Source organism: Agarivorans sp. D1326 (assembly GCF_056958115.1).
The window spans coordinates 39,091-56,945 of sequence record NZ_JBTWEN010000010.1 but is presented as its reverse complement, the minus strand read 5'-3'; the positions used below and the strand labels follow the sequence as shown (position 1 = coordinate 56,945).

The following is a 17,855-nucleotide window of genomic DNA, read 5'->3' as shown; positions in this document are numbered from 1 at the left end:
CCATAATTTAGATAGAACGGCGACTTGGTATACCAATGAATAAACACCCAAAGCCTATTTGGCTTACTGCTTTATTAATTCTCTTTGTCAGCTACATGGGCTTCACCCAAGCCCAAACCATTACCTTGGCCACCAGCAAATCCATTCCGCCATACATCATCAAGGATCAGCAGTCTGGCATTCAGCTAGATATTATTAAGCAGGCTTTTAGCAATGCTGGCTATCAAGTAAAGCAGGTTATTTTCACTTCTAATTTACGCGCAGAACGGATGCTAGAACAAAATGCCGTAGACGCCATTGTAAATGCCCCCAACAACGGCACACACGCTCACCTATCTGAACCGGTTATCTTCTATCAAAATGTTGCTATTAGCCTGTCTGTTCGTCAGCTAAACATCCAATCCATTGATGACTTAACTAAGTTTCGCTTAATGGCTTTTCAAAATGCCAAAAAGTACCTTGGTGAACACTTTGCCAAAGCAACTGAGCAAGCTAAATTCTATACCGAGGTAGCTAACCAAAGTGCCCAATTAGAGCGTTTATACCGAGGACAAGTGGATGTGATTGTTTTAGATAAGCGGATATTCCACTATTTAAATCAGCAACTTATTGCCAAGCAACGTCCTACAGCGCCAGTGACCAAGCACCTTATTTTTCCAGAATCACCGCGGCTATTGGGCTTTCATGACCCAGAGCTTCGCGACAAATTTAACGCAGGTCTGAAGCAGTTAAACGATCAAAAAGTAAAGCATTCGGAATGAACTAACTGGCTAAACCAGTGAAAATAGCCATTTTGTGTTACAAATTATATCAAGCAGCTATTTTCGACAGTTTTTACAAGAATAATTGGGCTCAACACTGATAACAAAAATTTAACAGCCCACTAATTGAGCAGCTTTAAAATAGTAGTAATGCCCACTTATTCAGGCCTACTAGCCGTTTAAGATCACTTTTTAGAAAAATCATCTTTTTTTTACTTAGCGAATAAAAGATTTAAGCCAAAACTGTCATAAATGACAGTTACATTCAGCATGAAAACGCTATCATAGGCTTTCTATTACGCCCACGAGGAAATTTTCGATATGTCCGAAAACCGCTATTCCCACACTTCCAGTAATCGCTTAGTGAGACGTTCAGTTGCTTTGGTTCTTGCTGGAGGAAAAGGCACTCGTTTAAAAGAGTTAACCAACAAGGTTGCCAAGCCAGCTGTTTCTTTTGGTGGCAAATATAGAATTATTGATTTCACCCTATCAAACTGTATCAATTCAGGGGTGCGAAACATTGGGGTGCTTACGCAATACATGGCGCATGATTTGATCATGCACCTACAGTCAGGCTGGCAAATTCTTAACCCCGCCTTAAACGAGCGAGTATCAATTATTCCAGCTCAACAACGAACCGGTGAAAACTGGTATCGTGGAACGGCTGACGCGGTATATCAAAACCTCGATATCATTGACCATGAACATTATGACCGGGTGCTGATTCTAGGTGGCGACCATATCTACAAAATGGACTACTCTCGTATGATTAACTTCCATGCAGAGAACGATGCCGATGTTACCGTAGCTTGTATTCGTAAACCCTTATCTCAAGCCTCCTCTTTTGGCGTAATGGGCTTGGATGATCAAGGTAGAATCGTCGACTTTGAAGAAAAACCCGACCACCCTAAATCTGACCCCAACAACCCTGAAAAAGCGCTCGTGTCTATGGGCATATACATCTTCAACATGGACGTATTAGACGATGAGCTGCGTAAGGGTTTATTAAAACCAGGCTACTCTCACGACTTTGGCCACAATGTTATTCCTAGTATGCTAAAAAACCGCAAGGTTTACGGCTACGTGTTTGCTGACAAAGGCCACCCAGGACGTACCGCTTACTGGCGTGATGTGGGTGATATTGATGAGTACTTTGCAGCAAACATGGACTTGGTTGACCCTAACCCAGAGCTAGACTTATACGATCGTGATTGGCCAATTATTACCGATCAAAAACAACGCCCCGGCGCTAAGTTTGTATTTAATGAAGAAAACCGCAGAGGCTATGCCACCGACTCTTTGCTTTCAGCAGGCACCATAGTATCGGGGGCTAAAGTGCATCGCTCGTTGTTATCTTTAGATGTGCGGGTCGAAGAGCACTCTGAGCTAGAGCAGGTAATTGCGCTTAATGGCTGCAGTATTGGCAAAAAATGTAAGATTCGAAAGGCAATTATTGCTGAAGACTGTGTCGTACCAGATGGCACCGTAATTGGCTATGATGAAGCCGAAGATAAGCGCCGTTTTACCGTATCGGCCGGCGGCGTTATTTTAGTCTCTTGTGAAATGCTAAGTTGATTCAAAAGGGGCTAGCTTGCTAGCCCTTTATTCTACCAACAAAGTATCGTCTGCCACCTTACAATCCACTAACAACACCAAGTCTTTAGTTAAGTAGGTACTAAAGGTTTTACACATTTCTTTACTGCTAGAATCTCGATAGATTTTCGACAAAATTAGTTGTTGTGGCTTTACCGAATCCAAGGCGATTAAGGCGTGAAAATAGGGTCTAAAGCTCCAGTTAAAGCCGACAAAGTTGTCATCCTCTTCGATACCTAAGCCGGTCACTTCAAAGTTAGGAGAGACTTGAGTGCCATCAATACGGCACAAAAAGTATCGCAATATGCCCACACTCGCTAGCTGCTGCTCAAGACTTAAGGCATTGCCACCATTTTGCAATTGGTGTTTAAGTGCCAGCACCGTGGTTTTTACCGAAACATTGTGTTTTACCGTTGCTAAAGAGCGCTGACTCTTACGCTTTAAATAACTAGCTAATAGGGTTTTAACTTTAGCTTGGCTCGATTGAGCAGATAGAAACTCTTTCTCAGCTTTATAAAACAACCAGCCCTGCATGTATCGCGCTCCGCACTCTACACCAAAGTGAAACTCTTGCTCAGTTTCCACGCCTTCACAAATCAATTCACAGCCCGCACGCTGTACCAGTTCAGAAATGGACAAGACCACATCTGCGGGCAAGCCTCCTTTGGTAGCGTCTTTAAACAAACGCATATCTAACTTAATGATGTCTGGTTCAAGTGCGATAATTCGATCGATTTGTGAAGCCCCTGCGCCAAAGTCGTCAATCGCCACTTTCAAGCCAGCTTGATGGTATTCTTTCACCACTCGCTGCAAATTATCGATATTGCCGCTGGCCTCGGTGATTTCCATCACTACCCTGCTAGGGTCAATGCCAATTTTTTCGATCATCGAAATGGTGGGGGTGCAAATATCTTCAGGTAGCATGTCGACCCAGTCGGGCACAATGTTTAAGGTAAGAAAACCCTCTTGCTGAGATTTTGCAAACTGCTCTAAAGCTTGTTGCCTAACATAACGGTCTACTTGGCGACGATTGCTCAAAGAATACTGATGATCGGCAAACAGCTCCCCTGCGCTGGTAGGCTCTCCAGCGGGATTATTTCGGCGCGCCAAAGCTTCGTAACCGGCTATTTCCCCAGTGGGTAAATAAACAATCGGTTGATAATGTGGAAAGTAGCTAAGCGGGTTAAGTTGTGTCCGCTTAGCTGCCAATAAAGCTTGATGTAAGCTCACCACTTTTGAAGGGTTCTTAGTCAACGCTTGTGTTGTCCATATCAATACTACCAGTACATAGCCTAAAATTAATCACTAGCTTAATGCACAAAGTACGCCATAAAAACCTTAGCTACTCTATGGTTACAGTTTTAATCATTCGTTTTATCTCAGGAACACAAGATCCACAGTTGGTTCCGGCTTTACAGTGCTTGCCAACCTGTTCTGCACTTTCGCAAGCATGTTCGCTAATCACATCACTAATAGTCTGCTCCCGAACCTGATGACAAGAACAGACTATTTTACCTAGATCAGGAGCTGGGCTGGTGCCAGCCAGCACGCCACGGCGAATGTTGTCAGACATTGGTTGCTGCAACAACGACTCCAACCAAGAGCTAGCATTAAGCTCGCCTTTAGCCGCCACGCTAAAGCTAGAGAACAGCTCGCCCTCAATCACCAAAGCGCTGCGGAAGTTCTGTTTGATAGGATCCGCAAAATCTAAGCTTTGCAGCTTGGTTTGCGACATTAAAAAGCCCTTTAGCTTGGCTGCTAGTTCAACTGGGCTATTGCCATCGGCCAAGCGATATAAAAAGCCATCGGCCAAACCTTGTTTCACCCAATAATCCGCAGGTAAGGCTTGGCATTGCGCTTTTGTTAAAGGCTTAGCAGTAAGCAAAACCGCCTCACTGGCATATTCCCAAGCCGCTAATTTAACCGGCGTATACTTTGACTCAGGCTGACCAGAAAGAGGATCCACAGAGCTATCAACCACTTGGCTCACTAAGCCATCACTTGAATATTGTTCGGTCCAATGAATAGGCATAAATACGTGGCCGGCTTTTTGCCCTTCACTGACTTGAATTCGCACTTTTAGCTGACCAACATTGCTAGATAAGCTCACTATGCTGTTATCACACAAACCTTGGTTAGCTGCATCTTGTGGGTTCACTTCCAACAACGGCTCAGAGCTATGACTCGATAACTGCGCAGCCAAACCGGTGCGTGTCATGGTGTGCCACTGGTCTCGCATACGACCAGTGTTTAATACCAAAGGAAAAGCATCGCTAGTAACTTGCTGGGTTGCTTGGTTTGTCACCGCAATAAGTTGTGCCTTACCAGAAGCGGTAGAGAAACGACCATCACTGAACAAACTACGATTATCGCTACCCTGTTTGCTTACAGGCCAACGCTGCGGCTCAATGGCATCAAAGGCTTGCTGGTCTTTGCCCGACAACTCACTAATGTTAAATAAGCGCTCACCACTTTCTGCTAGCAGGCCAGATAACGCTGCGTGCTCACTAAATATCTCGGCAGAGCTGGTGTAAGAAAATGCTTCAGCAAACCCCATTTTTTGCGCCACTTGGCTTAATAAATACCAATCCGGCTTAGTATCACCTTGCGCCTCTACAAAGGCGCGCTGGCGAGACAACATTCGCTCCGAGTTAGTCACTGTGCCATCACGCTCTCCCCAGCCTGCTGCCGGTAACAGTACATCGGCATAACGGGTTGTATCGGTTTCGGCAATACAGTCTGACACCACTACCATTGGGCATGACAACAGCGCTTCGCGTATTTTTGCAGACTCAGGCAAACTTACCGCCGGGTTCGTGCCCATAATCCAAATAGCTTTAATCTCGCCTTTGGCAACTTTATCAAATAAATCAACGGCTTTATGGCCAGGCTTTTGGCTTAAGTTGGAAGTATTCCAAAAGCCCGCTAAGGCTTCTAAATGCTCAGGTTTGTAGTCTAAATGACCGGCTAATAGGTTAGATAAGGCGCCCACTTCGCGCCCGCCCATAGCATTAGGCTGACCGGTAATAGAAAATGCGCTAGCACCAAGCTTACCTAACTTACCTGCAGCTAAGTGGCTGTTAATAATCGCATTAACCTTGTCTACACCTTGGCTACTTTGATTTACGCCTTGGCTAAACACGGTCACACAACGCTCGTTATTAGCAAATAACTGGAAGAAACGAAGTAGCGCTTCAGGCTCTAAGCCACAGGTTTTAGCTAAGGCAGCTAGATCACCAGCGTCTTCTACAGCACTTGCCACTGCAGCTTCAAAGCCCTCGGTAAACTGGGCGATGTAATCACTATCTAATTTTCCATGCTCACTTAAATACGCTAATAAGCCATTGAACAGCGCTACATCGCTACCGCCATTTAGTGGCAGGTGTAAATCTGCAATATCGCAGCTATCGGTTCTACGTGGGTCAATCACTACGACTTTTAAGTTTGGATTAGCTTGCTTAGCGCGCTTTAAACGTTGGTAAACAATTGGGTGACACCACGCCAAGTTAGACCCTACTAAGGTCACCAGCTGGGCATGTTCTAAATCTTCATAGCTACCAGGTACAATGTCTTCACCAAAGGCGCGTTTATGGCCAGCAACCGCTGACGACATACATAAACGAGAATTCGAATCGATGTTTGAACAACCAATAAAGCCTTTAATCAGTTTATTAGCAACGTAGTAGTCTTCAGTTAACAGTTGTCCAGACACATAAAATGCCACCGACTCAGGGCCATGTTCAGCAATGGTTTGACTGAAGCGAGAGGCTACATAACTTAATGCTTTATCTAAAGATTCTTGATGGCCTTTAATATAGGCATGCTCTAAACGGCCTTGTTTAATCACCGTTTCACCCAGTGCAGAGCCTTTAGAACATAACAAGCCTCGGTTGGCCGGATGGCTCGCATCACCGCGCACTTCTACCGCTCCATTACTTGCTACTTTTGCTTCAACGCCACAGCCCGTTCCACAATATGGGCAGGTGGTCTTAATCCATTGTTGTTGAGACACCACGTAAACTCCTCACCTTATTCTTTGCTGGGCTTTTATTGCCCGCATTTATGCTTAGATACAAAGCAAAAGGCGAACCAATAAAATCCCGCAAAAACCTATTACTTAAGGAGTATAAAAAATCGATAAATTGGCAGAAAAAGCCGAATTTTGAGTGCTGAAACAAAATAGCGCACAAGCATGGTGCAAGATGTCCCGAAATTGGGCTTTATTGGAATAGCAGCAAGCATCTCTTTCCAGCTGTTTAAACCTCAATTCTTAAACGAACAGATGCAAAGCGCGAAATGGGGAAGCAATTAAACCAACCGCCTTATTTACAACAATGGCTAACAAGATATAAAACACAAAACCAGAGCCTTAGCTCTGGTTTCTATGCTTAGTTTACAGCTGGAGAAAAGTAAGATTTTATCCAATCGTAAAGTACTTGTTGGTTAAACTCGGCAAAAGCGATTTGGCTAAAATCACCCGCAGGGTCTTGCCCTTTAAAAGCAAATTTATACAGCACTTGCTCTGGATTTTGATCATGTAAAATCACAATAATTCGCTTGCTGGTTTTTAAGCAATCGATGGTCATCACATCAGCCGGCACGCCATTTTTACGCATGTTACGACTAATGCCTATCACCGGATCGATTTGCGCAAAATCTTGCTGAATTCTTAAATGAGCAGCGTTCGCGATATCAGACAATTTTATTAAGCGCTGTTCACTTGGGCTACTTTCTGCGGTTTGACTTTCCATTTACTAACCTGCCCGTAGCGCCAAAATAGCGGGAATATTTAAGGCCTTGCTGTAAGCAACAAAAGCTTGTTTCTTCTCGGCAATGGCCACTATCGACATCCGATCAGCTAGCTCGTTACCCTCTACCCCAACATGGCCATTTACATGCAATATTTGCAGTTTGTCTTTAAGCTGTTGGTAGCGTTCAAACATTTCCTGAATCAACTCCAGATTCTTAATCTCACCACCAGATTTCTTCCACCCCTTCTTCTGCCACCCTGCAGCCCATTGAGTAATACATTGAATGGAGTATTTAGAGTCACACAAAATTGCCACACGCAAACCTTTTTCCAGCTCTTGCTGGGCCATAATCATTGCTTGATTAAGGGCGTTTAGCTCTGCGGTATTGTTGGTGCCCATGGGGTTATATAAGCCATACCAAAGCTCGGCCAACTCTTCGTTGCGATACAAGGCTAAACCCGAACCAGCCTCTCCTGGGTTTGGCTCGCAACCACCGTCGGTATAAATTTTCACTTCTGCGGCTAATTTATTGATTTCCGCAGCGGTATAGGTTTTAACCGTTTGCCCCGACGCTCGTTTACGTGCAGGCGCAGCACCAGAGGCTTTTACACTAGCACTGGCCTTACCGCCAAAAGCCGCTTCAGCCTCAGCTAAAGTGGGGAAAGACTTGTAACGCGCGCCAGCAAACTTATCAATGCTGCGCTTACAGGTGGGCCAATCGTTAAAAATGCCGGTGTCTCGCCCTTGCCATACAACGTAGTACTTTTTAGCCATGTTTGATTCTCTTACTTATTTGCTGGCTAATATAACCAAGCAAGCGGCTGAACACGAAGGAAAACTTAGAATTTATCTAAGCGCGAATACTTAACTCAAACTGATTGCAAGTTATCTAGCAAAAACTGACTAAATACCGCCACCTTGTTTGGCATAAAAGCACGAGATGGATAAAGCAACCATATTGCACTATCGCTATTTGCTCCTGTCACTTGCCAATCGCTAAGTACCTGCACTAATTTGCCAGACTTAAGATCCTCGCGAACCGTCCAATCGGCCAGCAACGCTAAGCCCATGTCATGGTTCACACACTCTTTGATTGCGGCAGCACTCGATAAACTAAGCGAAGGGGTGATTGCAATCTTTTGGCTAGTTTTACCTTGGCTAAATAACCACTGCTTATTTAGCTCGCGATAAGTAAAACCTACAAGGTTATGGTTACTAACATCGCAAGGTTGTTCAATCTTAGCGCTCCGCTTGAAGTAAGCCGAACTCGCCACCAGTAAATAATTAACATCCATTAGCTTACGAGCCACCAAGCTACTATCGTTAAGTGCCCCGTGGCGCAACACCAGATCAAATTGCTGAGCAATAAGATCAACTCTGGAGTCGGACAAATCCAACTCCAATTGTATCTTGGGATAGGCTTGCTGAAACTTACCCAGTAGAGGTGCTAATACCAATTGGCCAAAGGAGCTGGATGCGCTCACTCGTAGTAACCCCGAGGGCTGCAAAGTTTCGCCTAAGGCCTCTTGCTGAGCTAAATCAAACTCTTCTAACAAGGGTTCCATACGCAAATAATAGCGCTCGGCAGCTTGGGTTGGATTAAGTGTTCGAGTGGTTCGCTGGAACAAACGCAAGCCCAATTCCTCTTCTAAACTGGCAATGGTTCGAGAAATAGAAGACGCTGCTACATTGCGCTGCTTTGCCACTACAGCAAAGCTTTTAGCCCGATAAACCGCCACAAAAATCTTCAGCTTAACAATGTCCATTGGTGCAAAATCCGCATTAATGATTTGCATACAGCCTAGTTTATTGTGCATTTAGATCAACTTAATCTCACTAACAAGAGAGCTTAGGGAGATTGGTTGATGCAAAACACTACACACTTTTCAGGGAAAACCGCCCTCATCATGGGCGCGAGCCGTGGCATAGGCCTAGCGACAGCTCAAGTACTCGCAAGCCTTGGTGCCAAAGTGGTACTGGCAGCACGCAATGAGCAAGAAATTGAAAAACAAGCGCGATTCATAAAGCAACAGGGCAAAATTGCCGATGCCATCGCCTGCGATGTAAGCCAATATAGCTCGGTGCTTAATGCGGTCGACTACTGCTTGTCACAGCACGGACAAATCGACTTTCTAATTAACAATGCCGGGGTGATTGAGCCTTTAACAACATTGGTAGAAAGCGATCCAAGTTTATGGGGCTTAGCAGCCGACATTAATTACAAAGGGGTATATCACGGCATGCGAGCAGTATTGCCACACATGATTAAGGCTAAGTCTGGAGTTATTGTTAATCTTAGTTCTGGCGCAGCAAATAGCGCCCTCTGGGGCTGGAGCCACTACTGTTCGAGCAAAGCCGCCAGTCAAAAACTCACCGAAGTGGCACAACTAGAAGTGGCTGAACACCACATCCGTATAGTGGGTTTGTCACCAGGTACAGTCGCTACCGACATGATGGCAAGCATCCGTGATTCACAAATTAACGCGGTGAGTAAACTCGATTGGAATAGCCATATTCCAGCCCAATGGGCTGCCAAAGCAGTCGCGTTTTTGTGTGGACCAGAAGGACAGCAATTTGCGGGCAGCGACTTCTCGTTAAAATCGGAGCAAGCCAAGCGCTTAGTGGGTTTACTTGACTAAATAGCAGAAAGGCCGCAAAAGCGGCCTTCTAAATTTCAACGAATAAGTTGGTGTGAGACAAACTAAAATGTGTTTACTTAAGGCGGTGATACAGGGAGTCTTTAAGCTCTGCCCTATCATGTTTTAACTGGTGCATCGCCTCGTCATCTATCGGGCCGCCACGCAGCTCCAACACACGAATCTCTTTATCTAAGGCATTGTAGCGCTTGGTGTCTGCGGCAAACTTCTCATCGCTGCCCGTTAAGGCAGTAATCTTATCTAGCAGTTCTGGAAACTCTTTTGCCAAAGAATGATCTTCACCTAACATAAAAACTCCTTCCCATTTAAACCCGATATGTTGTTTTAGCCTTAGCCAAATTTAGCTAGTTCTTAAAACTTAGCAAATCCCTTGTAAAACACCGTATTAATTTGTCAGTTAAACTAAGTTTTTCTCATGATGAAAAATTTACTTGCCCAAACTTAATATATGAAATATCGTATATATGTTTTTACATATATTTGGTTGCTGCAATGTTATCTGTGTTGTTTTTATGTACCGCAAATGCTGCTCGCTCTCAGTTAGCCGAAGCCTTGGTTAACCAGCGTTACACCGAGCACTTTGTGGCTTATAGTGCGGGCACTCAGCCTAAAGGCATCGACCCTCGCACCATTAAACATTTACAGGCTCAAGGTCTATCTAGCAGCGGCCTTCGCAGCAAAACCATTACAGAACTTGAGCAAGATATTCAACAACAAACTCAGCGCCCTGCTTTATTTAATTTCATCATTACTTTGTGTGACAGCGCTAAACAAGAATGCGCCTTACTGCCAAATGGCGAAGCGATTTTGCATTGGAATTTGCCCGATCCCGCTAGCCAACAAGGCATGGCCTTATTCGAACAGGTATTTAGCGAACTAGAACTGCGTTTAGCCGAATTTGTGCGTTTTAATCACAACCCACAAGCCGCACTGCAAATCGAAGCTATCGATGTATTTAAGCAGTTTAGCGACAATACTCGCTTACAAATTTTGATGCTGATAGAAGATGAGCAGCGCTTGAGCGTTAATCAGCTTTGTACTGCTCTAGAAGTAAGTCAACCAAAGGTATCGCGCCACCTAGCCTTACTGCGCGAATGTCAGTTGCTGTCTACCACGCGCCAAGGCCAGCAGGTGTTTTATCACCTAAATCCCTTATTACCAGAATGGGTGGCGCAAACGCTATCAACTACGCGAGTAGCCAACCCCAGTTATATAAACCAGCCGCTAGCACGCATTAGGCAGCAGGCTAATCCCCAATTAGTTAATCAAGATTAAGGTACTTTTATGTCTTCACATCCTATTTTTGCCGTTGATGTTAGTGACACAGCGCAACTACTGTTAACTCCTTGCCCAGGAACTAAAGGGGTAGATCTCTCTACCTCACTACAACAGCTTTGCTACAAAAATAGCCCGGCACTCATCACCTTAATGACCGAGCAAGAACTGGCCGATAACGACCTAAGTGATTTACCGAAAACTTCTGTCACCCACGACATGCAGTGGTTCCACCTGCCTTTAGCAGACGACACTGTGCCAGACGAAGCTTGGGAAGAGCAATTTCAAAGCGTGCTGCCGCGTTTTTTACAGCTACTAAACAATGGCATGAACTTAACCATTCATTGTAAAGGTGGCAGCGGCCGTACTGGCTTGCTAGCTGCTCGCATTATGCTAGCGCTAGGTTTTGATCTAGACGATGCCATCGCAAAAATTAAAGCAGTGCGCCCTAACGCATTCAGCGTGCCTGCTCAACAAACTTATATTCAACAATTTGCCAAATAAGAGACTTAGTAATGACCATTAAAGTAGGAATTAACGGCTTTGGCCGTATTGGCCGCCTTGCCCTGCGCGCAGCTTACGACTGGCCAGAGTTAGAGTTTGTAATGATTAACGATGTGGCAGGCAATGCCGAAACACTAGGCCACTTGCTCGAGTTTGATTCTGTACAGGGGCGCTGGCACCACGGTGTTGAGCACAACGCCGATGGCATTGTTATCAACAACAAAACCATTAAGTGCTACCAAGAAAAAGACTTAAGCAAAGTAGATTGGTCGGGCTGTGATGTGGTACTTGAGTCTACCGGCGTTCACCGCTCTAAAGCCAAATTAGCACCTTACCTAGCCCAAGGCGTGAAACGTGTTGTGGTATCTGCGCCGGTTAAAGAAGACGGTGTAGCCAACATTGTTGTGGGTGTGAACGACGATATTTTTGATGCTAGCCAACACCAAATTGTTACCGCCGCATCTTGCACCACTAACTGTTTGGCACCAGTAATTAAAGTGATTCAACAGCACTTGGGTATTGAGTCTGGCTGCATGACCACTATTCATGATTTGACCAATACCCAGACCATTTTGGATGCACCGCATAAAGACTTACGCCGCGCTCGCGCTTGTGGCATGTCGTTAATACCTACCACTACCGGCAGCGCTAAAGCAATTTGCGACATTTTTCCAGAGCTAGACGGCAAGCTAAACGGCCACGCTGTACGCGTACCCTTAGCCAATGCGTCTCTTACTGATATGGTATTCACTCTAGAGCGTGATACTACCGCTGAAGAAGTAAACAGCTTATTTAAACAAGCAGCCGAAGGCGAGCTAAAAGGTATTTTGGGTTACGAAGAAAAACCGCTTGTTTCTATTGACTACAAAGGTGACCAACGCTCTAGCATTGTAGATGCACAATCCACCATGATGGTGGGCAAACGCATGCTTAAAGTGTACGCCTGGTACGACAATGAGATGGGCTATGCAACCCGCACCAGCGAGCTTATTCGCAAAGTTGGTTTAGCAGATAAAGGCTAGGACCAGTAGAACTTTGCTGATGGTTTTTGCAGCAATTTATTCGCCATTTAGGCAAGGCAGTGAGTGTGAAGTTAAGTTGGCTTAATAACCACTCGCTAACGCTGAATAAATGGCTAACAAATGCTGCCCGAAGGGTTCAGATAAGCGAACTTTACTCTTTGTTGAGCACTTCTCGCTTAGCCCACTAGGCTTCAAAGCGCTCGCCGCGATTAAAGCCCGCTTATCTCGAACAAAATTTCAACACCAAAGATCAACAGGCCCTAGGCAAACATGATAAAAGCACTACCTCAACAACTTAAACAATACCTATTAGTTACTTTTAACTATTGGAACTTCACCATTACCGACGGCGCATTGCGCATGTTGGTGGTGCTGTATTTTCACCAGCTAGGTTACTCGGCGATTGCGATTGCCATGCTGTTCTTGTTTTACGAGTTTTTTGGGGTAGTGACCAATTTAATTGGTGGCTGGTTAGGGGCGCGTATTGGTCTTAACCACACCATGAACATTGGCTTGGCCATGCAAATCGTTGCCTTGTTGGCATTGGGTTTGCCCTCTGAGTTTTTATCTATTCCCTTAGTTATGGCAGCGCAAGCCTTGTCGGGCATAGCTAAAGATCTAAATAAAATGAGCGCTAAAAGCTCGATTAAGGGCTTAGTGAGCGGTGACCAACAACATAGCTTGTACAAATGGGTGGCCATTCTTACCGGCTCAAAAAACGCCCTAAAAGGCTTTGGCTTTTTTCTAGGTGGTGCGCTGCTTAACTTAATTGGCTTTCAGCTATCGATGCTGGCTATGGCGGCGGTATTGTTTGTGGTGCTGCTATTAAGCTTAAAACTGCTGGAAAAAGACTTAGGCAAAGCCAAGAGCAAACCTAAGTTTTCGCAAATATTTTCTAAAAGCCCACAAATCAATATTTTAGCAGCAGCCCGTTTATTCTTGTTTGCTGCCCGCGACGTATGGTTTGTAGTTGCCCTGCCAGTATATTTAGGTGCCAGCTTAAACTGGTCACACATCGAAACCGGCACCTTTATGGCCGCGTGGGTCATCGCCTATGGCGTAGTGCAAGGCTTGGCTCCCAAAATAACTGGCAGCCAATCGGGCAAAGTGCCGGGACGAGGTGCAGCCTTAATCTGGGCACTATTGCTTAGCATTATTACCGGCATCCTCGCTTACTTAGTGCAACTTGGCTGGCAGCCACAGGCCACCATAATTGTCGGTTTAATGCTATTTGGCATCGCCTTTGCCATTAACTCCTCACTGCACTCTTACTTAGTGGTGAGTTACGCCAGCGAAGACGGCGTATCCATGGACGTAGGCTTTTACTACATGGCCAATGCCATGGGCAGATTAGTGGGTACAGTACTGTCGGGCGTAGTATTTCAAATGGCCGGACTTGCTGCCTGTTTATGGGTGAGTTTTGCGATGTTAGCGATATGCTGCGCGATTAGTGTAGCGCTGCCAAAAGGTGGCGAGGGGCAAGTGAGTTAAACAAGATAAAAGCATGCATTTGCATGCTTGGGGCGTTTATAACTTGTGGGTTATAAGCCCCGCCCCGTGGTTAAGAAATGCACCCAATCCAGTCTATTTCTTTTCTTGGCTTCACGAGCCGCCTTATCATATGCGTAATCAACTTTTATGTGCTGCACCGACCAGCCTTCTTTATTATTTTCAACGATCGCATAAGTCGCATGATGGGAGAAACTTTCCATTGAATGAACAACCGGTTCATCGTCGGTATAAGCAGGTAGGCCAACACTCCCTGGGTTTACAATAAGCTGTTTTGTACTGGTTTTAACGGCCCGTGGTGTATGAGTATGACCACAAATAACAACGTCAGATTGAATAGTGTCGAGTAAGCTAACTATTTCGTTATCCGAACGAACAATTGCTCGACCACTATCAATGTTCTCTAAAAGGTAAGTTAAGTCATCATTGGGCGTGCCATGGCAAAGAAAAACATGCTCATTGAGTTGCAGATTGAAAGGCAAATTCCTCATCCATTTAAGCGGCTCAACACCAAGATCAGCAAGGATGAACTGCATTGTAGGGTTTGACGCGACCTCAACTGAGCTGGCTTCATATATCTGCCGATCTTGGTTGCCACGTACAGTAACAAGATCGTTCTCCATAAGAAGCTCAAAGGTAGACCTGGGAGCTATTGGTCCATAGAGAATATCACCGAGATTAACAACGACATCTGCGCCCCGCTTTCGAATATCGGCTAAAACGGCATCCAATGCATAAACATTGCTGTGAATATCTGATATGGCTGCTAATCGCACAAATTCTCCTTAGGACAAAACACTGAATTCAGGCATGAGCCACCCTAAAAACTAAACCATGGCTCCTTCAACATCTACGCCGATAATTACAATAGGAGGCGCGGCAGGCTTGATCAACACCCGAATAAGGTGTCGGCTGCGCTGCACCTTATTTTATAGACACTTTTACTCAACAATTTCGAAATCAAACTCAAAGTGTTCTCTGTTTGTATTAGAAAGGAGACTTCCTTTACTATTTCTAGCCTCAACTTCAAAAGCATAGAAATAGCCGGGCTTTAGCTCAATCTCATACTGACTCAAATCCAATTCCGTTAAGGCAACTTTAGGCCTCATTGGCCAAATGAATAAGTTTGAACTTTTCCAAGAATTAGCATCAGCCTTTTCATATACTTGCACCGTATACTCGGCGGCTTCTGGATAAGGTTCCCATTTTAGAGTCACTTTTTCATTTTTGGAGTATTGGCTTTTATCTGATTTTTTGACAATTGGATCAACAAACCTGAATTTAAGCCCGCTACCTTTTTGACCTTCGACAACCTGAAATTGGTTTGTGGAATTCCTGTTTTCTGGATGTTCTATTTTGTTAGGAAGTACTTTATTAGCTACTAAATAATCTAGCTCGTAACCATCAATTCGATATTCTCCATAAGGAACGCTTACACGATAAATGCCATTCTCATCCGTAACAGCCCATTGACTCAAGACACTGCCGTTTAATGCCAAGCGTAACTTAAAACCTTTTAGTGGCTGACCATTTACCAAAGCCTCCCCTTCAATAACTCCTTGCCCGCTAGATAGCTCCCCACTTTTGTTATCTAAAAAACCACCTGAATAGGATCCACTAGAGCCTAGAAACCTTCCTGAGTTGCTTAGTAAAGGGGCTTCATCAACTATATGTTTGTTTGATTCTACAATTTCTTTTTCAAACCTACTTTCCAAAACGCTAGGTAGAATGAAATATATAGCGATAACCCAGATAGCCACGAAAGCTATACCAAATCCCGTACCAAAAACTACTCCGTTAAACAATTTTCTAAGCATCCCTTCTTCCTTTGAACTTAACACTTTATTATTGCTACCTTGCAAATTTGGCTATCTGGGCACTATAAAAATAAGAGCTAGCAACCTTCAAAAATCTAAAACAATCATACCCTAACAACACTTACAAAAATAACAACAAACTCAATAATTGAGTTTTCTCATGTTTGCTCTTCTCTCCCTTTCATTATCGCCGAGTCACGCAAGTACCAAGCGATTAAGCCGAGCAATGTTTGAGCGTAGCGAGTTGCGCAGGCACGTTTGGCACTGAGTAACGAGGAAATAAGATAATGCAGGGCAGCCTTTCTTTTGCTTCGTTTTCTTTGGCTGTTCAAAGAAAATGACGTCGCCGACAGGCGAAACTAACCACTGTAGTCTATTGTCAGCTCCCCTTCATTATCGCCGAGTCACGCAAGTACCAAGCGATTAAGCCGAGCACTGTTTGAGCGTAGCGAGTTGCGCAGGCGCGCTTGGCACTGAGTAACGAGGAAATAAGATAATGCGGGCGACCTTTCTTTTTGCTTCGTTAAGCTTTGGTCGCCAAAGAAAAATGACGTCGCCGAAAGGCGAAATAAAACACTCCAGCTAAAAACACTAGCAATGGCGTATTCATGCGAAGATTGGACTTGCGACATTGAGTAACGAGGAAATATGATAATGCGGGCGACCTTTCTTTTTGCTTCGTTAAGCTTTAGCCGCCAAAGCTTAATGAAGTCGCCGAAAGGCGAAACCATCACCCTTTGTAGACAAACGAAACCAACAAAAAACGGGCCGCAGCCCGTTATAAGTTAAACTTTGTTTCACAACACTTAATTGCTTGAGTCATTAGTAAACGTTGCGTTTGGCATTGGGTTCTCACCTAGTACTACTCGCTCTGCTACGCCGGTATCAAACATATCAAAGCTGTAGCTTTCTACCGCAAAGGTATGAGCGCGATCTAACATCATAGTTTTGTTAGTGCGGTCGGTGAATACTGTCCAAAGCGTTGGAAAGGTTGCGTTGTCAGCATATGGGTCTTGCTGGTTGTAGCCAGAGAACGCAGCCGCTTGGGTGGCTTTCATTGAGATAAGCGCTTGCTGGCTATCGGTAACGTTGCGTTGGTATAAGTCTTCGGTGCTTAGTTTGGCGCGCAAGCGACGGTCGGCTGCACGAATAGTGGCATTAGGCTCTACCTGTTCTTTATCTAGGTTTAAGTGAAAGTCAAAAGCTGGGTCGTTGCTCATGTAGCTGGCACCGTGCTCGTTATATACTTTCATTTCGCCGCCAATGTATTCCACAACTGCCACATCGCCGGATGCATCTACCAATTGAAAATGTACTGGCGGGTAAATAGCTTCTTCTTCATGACCTGGTATGCCAGTAATACCGGTAGGTATTACCTCTACGGCTTTTAAGCCATCAAGCGCTTCGGCTACCGTAGCGAAGTTATCTAATACGTAGTTTGGTACTTGCCCTGCATCTACGTTAGGCACCTCGGCAGTGTCGTCTTGAAACTGCGTTCCCGCTGCCGTACCTAAATACAAGATGCGCGCTTCTAAGCCTTTTTCATTTATGCCCTCGGCAACAGTACCATGAGCAAATGATTCAATTTTAATGGCTGCATATTTTGCTTTGCTGCTTACGCCGTCGGTTTTGCTGTAGCTAGTCTCTATGCCGCGACCTTTGCCTACTACCGTGGCGTTGTCGTAGCCGTTCCAGTCCATGGTGCGCATGGTCACTTGTGCTTCGCCATTGTGGTAAGCAGCAGTTGTGCACGCCTTAGCTGTTTGCATAATGCCGAAGGTAGAAGCTGCGATAGTAAGTGCGATAAGAGTCTTGTTCATAATGTTCACCTTTCTTAATCAGTATCTGTTGCGTTGATGGGTGTAGATTAACGGCAAAACCAAAAAAGCTTTAACCAGCACCTTTCAGTATTACTTACAGCTTATTGAGGCGAGAGAATGAACACTTGGGGAGTAATCAAGCTCAA

Annotated in this window: 16 protein-coding genes; 7 read left to right on the top strand and 9 right to left on the bottom strand. The window is 44.8% G+C overall.

What is annotated here, in order from left to right; genetic code table 11:
* The first annotated feature begins 35 nt into the window (after window positions 1-35).
* Window positions 36-761, top strand: a complete 726-nt coding sequence (locus ACYFDN_RS17610; RefSeq protein ID WP_472588921.1) for a substrate-binding periplasmic protein — start codon at window positions 36-38, stop codon at window positions 759-761.
* A 321-nt stretch (window positions 762-1,082) separates the two neighbouring features.
* Window positions 1,083-2,336 carry a glucose-1-phosphate adenylyltransferase gene (gene glgC, locus ACYFDN_RS17605; protein ID WP_016402643.1) on the top strand — a complete coding sequence of 418 codons (1,254 nt, stop codon included), beginning with the start codon at window positions 1,083-1,085 and terminating at the stop codon, window positions 2,334-2,336.
* 27 nt (window positions 2,337-2,363) lie between these two features.
* Here glgC and ACYFDN_RS17600 read toward each other — a convergent pair whose 3' ends face one another.
* The 5 genes from ACYFDN_RS17600 to ACYFDN_RS17580 form a co-directional block, all read right to left on the bottom strand.
* On the bottom strand, window positions 2,364-3,608 hold the full coding sequence (locus ACYFDN_RS17600) for an EAL domain-containing protein (RefSeq protein ID WP_016402642.1): 1,245 nt from the start codon (window positions 3,606-3,608) through the stop codon (window positions 2,364-2,366).
* A gap of 88 nt (window positions 3,609-3,696) precedes the next feature.
* Window positions 3,697-6,366, bottom strand: a complete 2,670-nt coding sequence (locus ACYFDN_RS17595) for a nitrate reductase (protein WP_483512128.1) — start codon at window positions 6,364-6,366, stop codon at window positions 3,697-3,699.
* Between the two features lie 376 nt (window positions 6,367-6,742).
* On the bottom strand, window positions 6,743-7,105 hold the full coding sequence (locus ACYFDN_RS17590; RefSeq protein ID WP_483512127.1) for a hypothetical protein: 363 nt from the start codon (window positions 7,103-7,105) through the stop codon (window positions 6,743-6,745).
* A gap of 3 nt (window positions 7,106-7,108) precedes the next feature.
* Window positions 7,109-7,879 (bottom strand): ribonuclease H1 domain-containing protein, encoded by a 771-nt coding sequence (locus tag ACYFDN_RS17585; RefSeq protein WP_483512126.1) that lies wholly within the window; start codon window positions 7,877-7,879, stop codon window positions 7,109-7,111.
* Window positions 7,880-7,974: 95 nt separating this feature from the next.
* Window positions 7,975-8,922, bottom strand: a complete 948-nt coding sequence (locus ACYFDN_RS17580; protein ID WP_483512125.1) for a LysR family transcriptional regulator — start codon at window positions 8,920-8,922, stop codon at window positions 7,975-7,977.
* A gap of 48 nt (window positions 8,923-8,970) precedes the next feature.
* Between ACYFDN_RS17580 and ACYFDN_RS17575 the strand changes: the two genes are divergently transcribed.
* Window positions 8,971-9,744 carry an SDR family oxidoreductase gene (locus ACYFDN_RS17575; protein ID WP_483512124.1) on the top strand — a complete coding sequence of 258 codons (774 nt, stop codon included), beginning with the start codon at window positions 8,971-8,973 and terminating at the stop codon, window positions 9,742-9,744.
* Window positions 9,745-9,817: 73 nt separating this feature from the next.
* Here the strand turns inward: ACYFDN_RS17575 and ACYFDN_RS17570 are convergent, their stop codons facing one another.
* Complete coding sequence (locus ACYFDN_RS17570; RefSeq protein WP_016403794.1) at window positions 9,818-10,051, bottom strand: HP1242/YdcH family protein; 234 nt, start codon at window positions 10,049-10,051, stop codon at window positions 9,818-9,820.
* Window positions 10,052-10,254: 203 nt separating this feature from the next.
* Here ACYFDN_RS17570 and ACYFDN_RS17565 point away from each other — a divergent pair, with 203 nt between their 5' ends.
* The 4 genes from ACYFDN_RS17565 to arsJ all read left to right on the top strand — a co-directional run bounded on the left by ACYFDN_RS17565 (window position 10,255) and on the right by arsJ (window position 14,054).
* Window positions 10,255-11,037, top strand: a complete 783-nt coding sequence (locus tag ACYFDN_RS17565) for a metalloregulator ArsR/SmtB family transcription factor (RefSeq protein WP_483512123.1) — start codon at window positions 10,255-10,257, stop codon at window positions 11,035-11,037.
* Window positions 11,038-11,046: 9 nt separating this feature from the next.
* The gene (locus ACYFDN_RS17560) at window positions 11,047-11,541 is read left to right on the top strand and encodes a phosphatase domain-containing protein (protein ID WP_483512122.1); all 495 of its coding nucleotides are present in this window, start codon (window positions 11,047-11,049) and stop codon (window positions 11,539-11,541) included.
* 11 nt (window positions 11,542-11,552) lie between these two features.
* On the top strand, window positions 11,553-12,563 hold the full coding sequence (locus ACYFDN_RS17555; RefSeq protein WP_338624718.1) for an ArsJ-associated glyceraldehyde-3-phosphate dehydrogenase: 1,011 nt from the start codon (window positions 11,553-11,555) through the stop codon (window positions 12,561-12,563).
* 270 nt (window positions 12,564-12,833) lie between these two features.
* On the top strand, window positions 12,834-14,054 hold the full coding sequence (gene arsJ / locus ACYFDN_RS17550) for an organoarsenical effux MFS transporter ArsJ (RefSeq protein ID WP_483512121.1): 1,221 nt from the start codon (window positions 12,834-12,836) through the stop codon (window positions 14,052-14,054).
* Between the two features lie 50 nt (window positions 14,055-14,104).
* Here arsJ and ACYFDN_RS17545 read toward each other — a convergent pair whose 3' ends face one another.
* From ACYFDN_RS17545 to ACYFDN_RS17535, 3 genes are all read right to left on the bottom strand, one after another.
* On the bottom strand, window positions 14,105-14,848 hold the full coding sequence (locus tag ACYFDN_RS17545) for a metallophosphoesterase family protein (RefSeq protein WP_483512120.1): 744 nt from the start codon (window positions 14,846-14,848) through the stop codon (window positions 14,105-14,107).
* Window positions 14,849-15,013: 165 nt separating this feature from the next.
* Entirely contained in the window at window positions 15,014-15,889 is an 876-nt protein-coding gene (locus ACYFDN_RS17540) for a carboxypeptidase-like regulatory domain-containing protein (RefSeq protein WP_221074440.1), read from the bottom strand.
* An 806-nt stretch (window positions 15,890-16,695) separates the two neighbouring features.
* On the bottom strand, window positions 16,696-17,709 hold the full coding sequence (locus ACYFDN_RS17535; protein WP_483512119.1) for a linear amide C-N hydrolase: 1,014 nt from the start codon (window positions 17,707-17,709) through the stop codon (window positions 16,696-16,698).
* Window positions 17,710-17,855: the final 146 nt, after the last annotated feature.